At 42.5% G+C, this 8,997-nt stretch carries 8 protein-coding genes and 1 riboswitch; of the genes, 5 read left to right on the top strand and 3 right to left on the bottom strand.

Annotation, left to right across the window (positions count from 1 at the left end; translation table 11 throughout):
* On the top strand, positions 1-243 hold a 243-nt coding region (locus V7201_RS05980), incomplete at its 5' end, for a hypothetical protein (RefSeq protein ID WP_335375861.1).
* Here V7201_RS05980 and V7201_RS05975 read toward each other — a convergent pair.
* Positions 240-1,034 (bottom strand): YqhG family protein, encoded by a 795-nt coding sequence (locus V7201_RS05975; RefSeq protein ID WP_335375860.1) that lies wholly within the window; start codon positions 1,032-1,034, stop codon positions 240-242. The genes V7201_RS05980 and V7201_RS05975 overlap by 4 nt on opposite strands.
* A complete protein-coding gene (locus tag V7201_RS05970; RefSeq protein WP_335375859.1) occupies positions 1,012-2,700 on the bottom strand; it encodes a DEAD/DEAH box helicase in 1,689 nt (562 codons plus the stop codon). The genes V7201_RS05975 and V7201_RS05970 overlap by 23 nt, the downstream gene beginning before the upstream one ends.
* A 171-nt stretch (positions 2,701-2,871) precedes the next feature.
* Positions 2,872-2,961, top strand: a riboswitch (glycine riboswitch).
* A 205-nt stretch (positions 2,962-3,166) separates the two neighbouring features.
* Between V7201_RS05970 and gcvT the strand changes: the two genes are divergently transcribed.
* The 3 genes from gcvT to gcvPB are packed head-to-tail and all read left to right on the top strand — an operon-like array spanning position 3,167 to position 7,097.
* Entirely contained in the window at positions 3,167-4,273 is a 1,107-nt protein-coding gene (gcvT, locus tag V7201_RS05965; protein ID WP_335375858.1) for a glycine cleavage system aminomethyltransferase GcvT, read from the top strand.
* 24 nt (positions 4,274-4,297) lie between these two features.
* Positions 4,298-5,644, top strand: coding sequence for an aminomethyl-transferring glycine dehydrogenase subunit GcvPA (gene gcvPA, locus V7201_RS05960; protein WP_335375857.1), 1,347 nt, complete (start codon positions 4,298-4,300; stop codon positions 5,642-5,644).
* A complete protein-coding gene (gene gcvPB, locus V7201_RS05955; protein ID WP_335375856.1) occupies positions 5,637-7,097 on the top strand; it encodes an aminomethyl-transferring glycine dehydrogenase subunit GcvPB in 1,461 nt (486 codons plus the stop codon). Before gcvPA ends, gcvPB begins: the two co-directional genes overlap by 8 nt.
* Before the next feature lie 198 nt (positions 7,098-7,295).
* On the opposite strand, the gene V7201_RS05950 is transcribed toward gcvPB, so the two are convergent.
* Complete coding sequence (locus V7201_RS05950) at positions 7,296-7,616, bottom strand: rhodanese-like domain-containing protein (RefSeq protein ID WP_335375882.1); 321 nt, start codon at positions 7,614-7,616, stop codon at positions 7,296-7,298.
* Between the two features lie 243 nt (positions 7,617-7,859).
* Here V7201_RS05950 and V7201_RS05945 point away from each other — a divergent pair, with 243 nt between their 5' ends.
* Entirely contained in the window at positions 7,860-8,696 is an 837-nt protein-coding gene (locus tag V7201_RS05945) for a lipoate--protein ligase family protein (RefSeq protein ID WP_335375855.1), read from the top strand.
* Positions 8,697-8,997: the final 301 nt, after the last annotated feature.

The following is an 8,997-nucleotide window of genomic DNA, read 5'->3' as shown; positions in this document are numbered from 1 at the left end:
CTCTGTCGGAGCCTCCAGTTTCTGCGTTTCTGGGCAGTCGGCTACACATTTCGGTTTCGGTTCGCTCAGGTGAAGTCAAAGAACGACTTCACTGGTCGGCCCTTCGACGGACACGATGTCCTAGTGCCGACGTTGCCACAGGACGTGGCGGTTTTAGTCGGCCAGCGCTTGTCGGGGCTGACCAAGGCGCTTGCGCTTTTTGTTCTTTCTATCTTTAATGTGCAAATTAGAGCATTCTGTTAAATTGCTTTTTCAGTCAAATAAAACAAGCCGCCATTTACAATCGAAATATTTATTTTGGGTTCATATTGCTCCTGTAACGCAATTTTTTCAGTTTCAAAGCTTTCAGATATTTCTTCACTATCTTCATAGAAGTGATGCAATAAATCTAAATCTTTTTTCCATCGTTTTCTGGCTTCTTCTGCCCAAGAATGATCTTCTTGCTCAATCCTCCCGTTTAAGAAAGTTTGGATACGGTTCAAGCCACTTTTCGGCTTAATCAGCGGAGACAAAGTATAGGCATAATCCGGAATTTTCGACCTCATCGGCAGTCTTAACAGCTTGTCATGAAAATCCTCAACCATCCTCCCGTTGATTAGCTGAAGTCCTATTGATTGAAATAGGTCCCGCTTTCTGTCGCATTGGTAGGATATTTTCATATTTAAGCCAATCCACGGAATTAACGGTGTTTGCACTCCATAATTTAAGCTGTTACTTTCATATAGCCGGATAAATCCTGCGAGATTTTTTGTTGAATCGAAAATTTGGTGCAAGCGTGGAGATCCGAAGTGAATCACCTCGCCTTTTATATTGTCCGGTGCTTGCTGCCTGTTTGTAATGAAGGTCAGCTTCATTGGGTTTGGGACGCCGCCAGTCTTCTCAAGATAATGCCAGTAAAAAGGGCGGTTCATTAACTCCTTGTCCAGCTCAATTGTCAGCTGGACTGTCATATAACCTGAATTGTTTTCGTGTATTTCGCAATTATTGGCCATAAAGTATCTCTCAAGAAAATTATGGATTTCCTGTTGCTGCACGCTGGTTACCCTCCTTCATTTCCTCGGCGAACTGAATCATGGACGTAAGGTTTTCCATCTTAATCCGCATCTCGCCTTCTGACGAAGATCTGCCAAAAATATCAACCAAATGATCTTCAATATTGCCAAATTCTAATTTGGTCAAGATATCATCTAACTCACCGATCACTTTTTCAAATAGATGTATTTTTTCGTATAAAAGCTTAAGGACGTGCTCTTCCACAGTATCTTTTGTGGCGAAATTATAAATTCTCACGTCTTTCTCTTGTCCAAGACGATGGATCCTGCCTATTCTTTGTTCCAGCCTCATCGGGTTCCATGGTAGGTCAAAATTGATGATGTGGCTGCAGAATTGCAGGTTGATCCCTTCCCCTCCGGCTTCAGTGGCTATCAAGACCTGGACATTTTTCTGGAATAGCTCTCTCATCCAATCTTTCTTACCTCTTTTGAAGCCTCCGCGAAATGGGACTGAAGTGATGCCATTTTGCTTAAGATACCATTGAAGGTAGAGCTGTGTCGCTCTGTATTCGGTAAATATGATAACTTTGTCATCTATTTTTTGGATCAATTCCAATGCTTTTGCAGCTTTTGAATTCTTCGTGACCGCTTCGACTTTCTTGATAAGTCCCGCAATGATTTCCTGGAAAGCGATTGAAGGGTTTTCCTGCCTTTGAAGCATATTTTTCAATGTATAAAAAACAGCTTCCCTGCTGCTGCACGCTTCCCGCTGCAATGTCATTAATGAGAACTGGCTGGAAGCGAGTCCGCCTTCTGAGTCTCTCAAACCTAGAATTGAATCGTACAAATCCCGTTCTTCCTTCGTAAACTCAATCGCAATTGTTTCTACATGCCGCTTTGTCCACTCGATTCCTGTATCGGCGCGACGGTTGCGAATCATGACTTTATTTACTAGTTCCCTGAGGTGCTCATCATCATTAACAGACCTGGAGTCTTTCTTGTATTTATCAAAAAAGGCAGTTTCACTTCCTAAATGACCTGGCTTTAGCAAGGATACGAGATTAAAGATTTCTTCAATCCTGTTTTGGATTGGAGTGGCTGTCAAAAGCAGGCAAAATCTTTTCTTTAGGTTTTGAACAAATTCATAGTTTTTTGTTTTGTTATTTTTTAACTTATGAGCTTCATCTATGATGATGAGATCATAATTTAAATTATTGATGATTTCGCAGTGAGGTGCCCGCTTTGCTGTATCGATGGAGGAGACAACAACATCACATTGTTCCCACACATAACTTTTTCGCTGAGCAATTGCAGGAATGTGGAATTTAGTGTTCAGTTCCATCGCCCATTGTGAAACGAGAGAGGCGGGAACAAGAATTAAGACTTTCTTAACAAGCCCTCGAATCATATATTCTTTCAAAATAAGGCCAGCCTCAATGGTTTTGCCCAGGCCTACTTCATCCGCAAGAATCGCCTTGCCATTCATATTTTCGACAACCTGCCTGGCGACCTCAAGCTGGTGAGGCAATGGGGTCAATTCAGGTAAATGAACTGGGGCCTGCAAACCCTCAAATTCTGGAATAATGGTATGTTTTTCTATTTCTATTGCAAGCTTAAAAAGCTCCCAGTTTCCCCATGGACCATCGTTCTCGATTCGATCAACCATTTCGTCCTGCCAGGAGGAATCAAAGTTAATTTGAACGGTCATTTTCACACCTCTTTTTAAATATAAATGTATTGCCGAACCCGGCTGTCTAATGGTAGGATGAAGTTAGCTTTTGAATGTTTTGAAATTTGTCACTTTATAGTTTTAAAATCAGTTTGCAGCTATGTGTAATATGGTTTAGCATGCCCAATTTGGAAAATTATATAAATGCGGATGATGACAAGGGGAGAGACTACTGCCGTAGCGCCGAAGGAGCAAGCAATTCTTTGTGAATCTCTCAGGCAAAAGAACTCTTGTTTGACGCATCTCTGGAGAGCGCTTTTATATGTGGAAGCCACCAAAGGGGAAAGCCTTAACAGGTAAACTTTCAGGTGAAAGGACAGGGACCTACTCGAATTCAGAGGGGGTGCTCTGTCCTTTTTTGGTCTGCCTTTGGATTTTCCAGCGGGGCATGGATTGCATGGCTGTTTGCTGAATTGTCAGGCACAGGACAAAGGGGGATACATAAATGACTGAATTAAAAAGAACACCGCTTTTTGATGTGTACAAGGAATTTGGCGGAAAGACTATTGACTTTGGAGGCTGGGAGCTACCTGTCCAGTTTTCAAGCATAAAGGAAGAGCATGAAGCTGTAAGGACAAGAGCAGGCTTATTCGATGTTTCCCATATGGGTGAAATTGAAGTTAAAGGCCCCGGAAGCCTTGCCTATTTGCAAAAAATGATGACAAATGATGTTTCAAAACTTAAAAATGGCGGTGCTCAATATACAGCAATGTGCTATGAAAATGGCGGCACTGTCGACGATTTGCTAGTTTATAAGATGGAAGATGACCATTACCTTTTAGTTGTCAATGCATCGAACATTGAAAAGGATTTCGAATGGCTTAAAGACCATCTCGATGCTGACGTCGAGATTGATAACCTTTCAGAAGGAATGTCACAGCTGGCTCTTCAAGGACCAGCAGCCGAAAATGTCCTTCAAAAACTTGCGAATGAACATGATCTTAGCCAAATTGGCTTTTTCAAGTTCAGCGAGGAAGTAGATTTAAATGGCAAGAAAGCACTTGTTTCAAGAACAGGATATACAGGTGAAGATGGTTTCGAAATTTACTGTAAAGCTGAAGATGTCATCAGCATCTGGAAGGATATTCTTGAAACAGGAAAATGTGCTGGGGTAATCCCTTGTGGATTGGGAGCTAGAGATACACTTCGTTTTGAAGCTAATCTTGCTTTATATGGTCAGGAGCTTACGCAAGAAATCAGTCCGCTTGAAGCAGGAATCGGCTTTGCTGTTAAATTGAATAAAGAAGAAAATTTCATCGGCAAAGAAGCTCTTAAGCAGCAGAAAGAAAACGGCCTGCCACGAAAGCTGGTCGGAATTGAAATGATTGACAGAGGCATTCCTCGCCACGGATATCCTGTATACAAAGGTGATGTCCAAATTGGTGAGGTTACTACCGGTACTCAATCTCCTACCCTCAAGAAAAATATCGGTCTTGCATTAATCGATGCCAAAGAAACAGAGTTAGGAAATGAAGTGGAAGTTGAAATACGCGGCAAACGTTTAAAAGCTGCTGTTTCAGCGACACCTTTTTATAAAAGAGATAAAAAGTAAAAAGCCGGAGAGGGGAAAGAAAATATGAAGCATCGCTATTTACCGCTGACTGAAAGTGATAAAAACGCAATGTTAGAAAGCATTGGCATTTCATCAATTGACGAATTATTCAGCGATATTCCTGAAAAAGTCCGTTTTGCCGGGGAATACAATATTAAACCAGCCAAGCCTGAAACAGCTTTGATGAAAGAATTGGCGCAAATGGCTGCCAAAAATGCTGATTTGAAAATGAATTCTTCTTTTATCGGTGCAGGTGTATATGACCATTACATCCCTGTAATCGTCGATCATGTACTATCACGTTCGGAATTCTATACTGCCTACACACCTTATCAGCCAGAAATTTCCCAGGGTGAGCTTCAGGCCATCTTTGAATTTCAGACGATGATCAGTGAATTGACTGGCATGGAAGTGGCCAACTCATCCATGTACGACGGCGGTACGGCATTAGCAGAAGCGGCTATGCTTAGCGCGGGCCATACGAAGCGTAAGAAAGTATTAATTTCTAGTGCCGTCCATCCGGAATATAAGGACGTTGTTAAGGCTTATGCAAAAGGGCAATACATCGACGTTGAAGAAATTCCTTACAAGGATGGCGTGACCGATCTTGATGCTTTAGGTAATATGGCCAATGAAGATATTGCAGCGGTCATTGTGCAGTATCCGAACTTCTTTGGACGCATTGAACCAATGAAGGATATTGAGGAAATTACTCACAATAATAAATCGTTATTCGTGGTATCGAGCAATCCGCTTGCACTTGGTGCATTGACGCCTCCCGGAAAATTCGGTGCTGATATCGTTGCGGGAGATGCTCAGCCGTTCGGCATTCCAACAGCATTCGGAGGTCCTCACTGCGGATATTTTGCCGTAACTGGCAAGCTTGTAAGAAAGGTTCCAGGAAGACTGGTCGGCCAAACGAAGGATGACCAGGGACGCCGCGGATTCGTATTGACTCTCCAGGCGAGGGAACAGCATATCCGCCGTGATAAGGCGACTTCCAATATTTGTTCTAACCAGGCATTGAATGCCCTTGCTGCCTCAGTTGCTATGACTGCGCTTGGCAAAAAAGGCGTTCGTGAAATGGCGGTATCCAATATTCAAAAGGCACATTATGCGAAAACAGCATTTAAAGAAAGTGGATTTGAAATCGCATTTGAAGGTCCTTCCTTCAATGAATTCGTTGTTAAGCTGAATAAGCCAGTTAAAGAGATCAACCAGCAGCTTCTGACTGAGGGAATCATCGGCGGATATGACCTGGGCCGGGATTATCCGGAATTAGCTCAGCATATGCTTGTTGCAGTCACTGAACTGAGAACAAAAGAAGAAATAGATGCGTTTGTAAAAGAAATGGGGGATATCAATGCATAAGGAAGATCAGCCACTCATTTTTGAATTAAGCACACCTGGCCGTGTCGGCTACAGCCTGCCAGAAATGGATGTCCCGGAAGCAGATTTATCAGAGCTATTGCCTGAAGGATTCCTACGTGAAGAGGAGCCTGAACTTCCGGAAGCATCAGAGCTTGATATCATGCGCCATTATACAGCACTTTCAAAGCGTAATCACGGTGTCGATTCCGGATTCTATCCATTAGGATCTTGCACGATGAAATATAATCCTAAAATGAATGAAAACGTTGCTCGTTTCAATGGATTTGCACACTTGCATCCACTGCAGGATGAAAGTTCAGTCCAGGGTGCTCTTGAGCTGATGTATGACCTTCAGGAGCATCTGATTGAGATCACTGGAATGGACGAGGTAACTCTTCAGCCGGCTGCTGGTGCACATGGCGAATGGACAGGATTAATGATGATCCGTGCTTATCATGAGGCAAATGGTGATGACAAGCGTACTAAGGTAATTGTTCCTGACTCTGCTCACGGAACGAATCCTGCTTCAGCAACAGTGGCCGGATTTGAGACAATCACTGTAAAATCTGATGAAAACGGCTTAGTTGATTTAGAGGACCTAAGAAAGGTTGTCGGTGAGGATACGGCTGCATTAATGCTCACTAACCCAAACACGCTTGGACTTTTTGAAGAGAACATTCTTGAAATGGCTGAGATTGTCCACGGTGCTGGCGGAAAGCTTTATTATGATGGAGCGAACCTGAACGCTGTAATGTCAAAAGCACGTCCTGGCGACATGGGCTTCGACGTGGTTCACTTGAATCTTCATAAGACATTCACTGGCCCTCATGGCGGCGGCGGACCTGGATCTGGCCCTGTCGGCGTAAAAGCAGACTTAATTCCATTCCTGCCAAAGCCAATCATCACAAAGCAGGATGGACAATATAAATTTGATTATGACCGTCCACAGTCAATCGGCAGGGTCAAGCCATACTACGGCAACTTTGGAATCAATGTTCGTGCCTACACATATATCCGTACAATGGGTCCTGATGGCTTGAAGGCTGTTACAGAATATGCAGTATTGAATGCAAACTATATGATGAGAAGACTTGCTGAGTATTATGATCTACCATTCAACAGGCACTGCAAGCATGAATTCGTCCTTAGCGGAAAGCGCCAGAAAAAGCTTGGCGTCCGTACGCTGGATATCGCAAAACGCCTGCTGGATTTCGGCTACCATCCGCCAACAATTTACTTCCCATTAAATGTGGAAGAGGCGATCATGATCGAGCCAACAGAAACAGAATCGAAAGAAACGCTGGATGCCTTCATTGATGCGATGATCCAGATTGCCAAGGAAGCAGAGGAAAATCCAGAAATCGTTCAAGAAGCTCCACACTCTACTGTCGTTGGCCGAATGGATGAAACAACGGCTGCCAGGAAGCCAATTTTACGTTATCAAAAAGCATAAGATGCTGAAGCCCTGCCGAGGAAGGCAGGGCTTTTAATATACTGCTGCAGCCTTTTTGCGTGCTATGTGGATGCCGTTATAGGAGAGGTGTCGAAGCGATCGATTTCGTTAACCTAAGTGGATATTAGTGAATGTTCATGAACAAAAGCTAAACCCCTCTGCAAAATGAACAGAGGGGTTATTTTATGGGAATATAGCTTATTTCGCTTTGACTTTGCCGCCCCATTTTTTGAAGCCGCCTTCTAAATGGTGCAGATCCTTGTAACCTTTTTTGTAAAGCATCTGTGCAGCACGACCGCTGCGAGATCCGCTCTGGCAATAAAGATATACGGGCTTGTCTTGCCTGATTTCTTTTAAACGAGTCCTCATTTGGGTAAGAGGGATATTTCTTGCTCCAAGAATATGTCCGGCAGAGTATTCATTTGGTTCACGGACATCGATTAATTGAGCTTTGCGATAACCGCTTTTAAATTCTTCCTCAGACAATGTCTTCACGATTTTCTTCTGGTAAAAATACATGAAAACAGAGTAAAGGACTACCGCAACTGTGAGGACGATTAAAAATATAAGTGTATCCAAAACATATTTCTCCTTTCAAGCTTAGCTGAGCCACTTATAATTATATAAGCCATCCGACCTGAGAGCAAAGGAAATTAGCAATTTTCTTAAAGGGATTTACAAAACAAGCTGCTTTGCATTTGAAAATTTATTTGATAGACTTAAAAAATCTTAACCGCAAATATATGAAAATGGGGTAATGGCATGGAAAAAGAAGTATGGAGATTTATTGATTCTGGAGACAATTCACCGTCTTTTAATATGGCGCTTGATGAGGCACTACTCGACTGGCATGGTTCCGGGAAAATTCCTCCTGTCATCCGTTTTTACGGTTGGAACCCAGCATCGCTGTCTGTAGGTTATTTTCAGAACATCGAAAAAGAGATTGATATGGAAGCAGTGAAGCAGCACGGACTTGGATTCGTGCGCAGGCCTACAGGCGGCAGGGGGGTGCTGCACGAGCATGAACTTACATACAGTGTAATCGTTACAGAAGAACACCCTGAAATGCCTAAGACAGTGACTGAAGCCTATCGGGTTATTTCGGAAGGAATTTTACAAGGCTTTCAAAAACTTGGATTGGAGGCTTATTTTGCTGTGCCCAAAACATCTGCTGAGAAGGATGCCTTGAAAAATCCACGCTCAGCTGTTTGCTTTGATGCTCCTAGCTGGTATGAGCTTGTTGTCGAGGGACGTAAGGTTGCCGGAAGCGCACAGACTAGGCAGAAGGGCGTCATCCTCCAGCATGGATCAATTCTGCTTGATCTTGATGAGGATAAGCTATTCAGTCTATTTAAATATCCGAATGAACGGGTAAAAGAGAGAATGCAAAAGGCTTTCAAGACGAAAGCGGTGGCAATCAATGAGATCAGCAGCCGGACAATTACCATCGACGAGGCCAAGGAAGCGTTCAAGGCAGGATTTGAAGATGGACTTGGAATTCATTTGGAGCCTTACACATTGAGTGAATCAGAATTAGAATACGTTAACAAACTTGCAAAAGATAAATATGAATCAGATGAGTGGAATTTTAAAAGATAAAAAAAAGCGGAAATCCGCTTTTTTTATTTTTACCCAGTATTTTCAAGGGATTGATTTCTGCTCCAAAAGTGCAACCCTCGAAATTTGTTGTTTTATATCATTTAATGGTTGATATCTATCTTTCTCTCTTTTTCTCTCGCTTTCTTGATAGATTTCGTTTTTGACAAAATTAATTTCTTTTGAACCAAACACCATATATAGTATTGTCGAAAATTTAAAATACACTATATATTGATTTTTGATGTTTCGATATGATAACGTAAGGGTAATTCAAGAAAGCAACTAGAATTACATACTTCTA

This window comes from Bacillus sp. JJ1122, from assembly GCF_036964885.1.
Taxonomy (GTDB): domain Bacteria; phylum Bacillota; class Bacilli; order Bacillales; family Cytobacillaceae; genus Mesobacillus.
The sequence above is the reverse complement of the archived record's forward strand: the minus strand, read 5'-3'. Positions and strand labels throughout refer to the sequence as shown.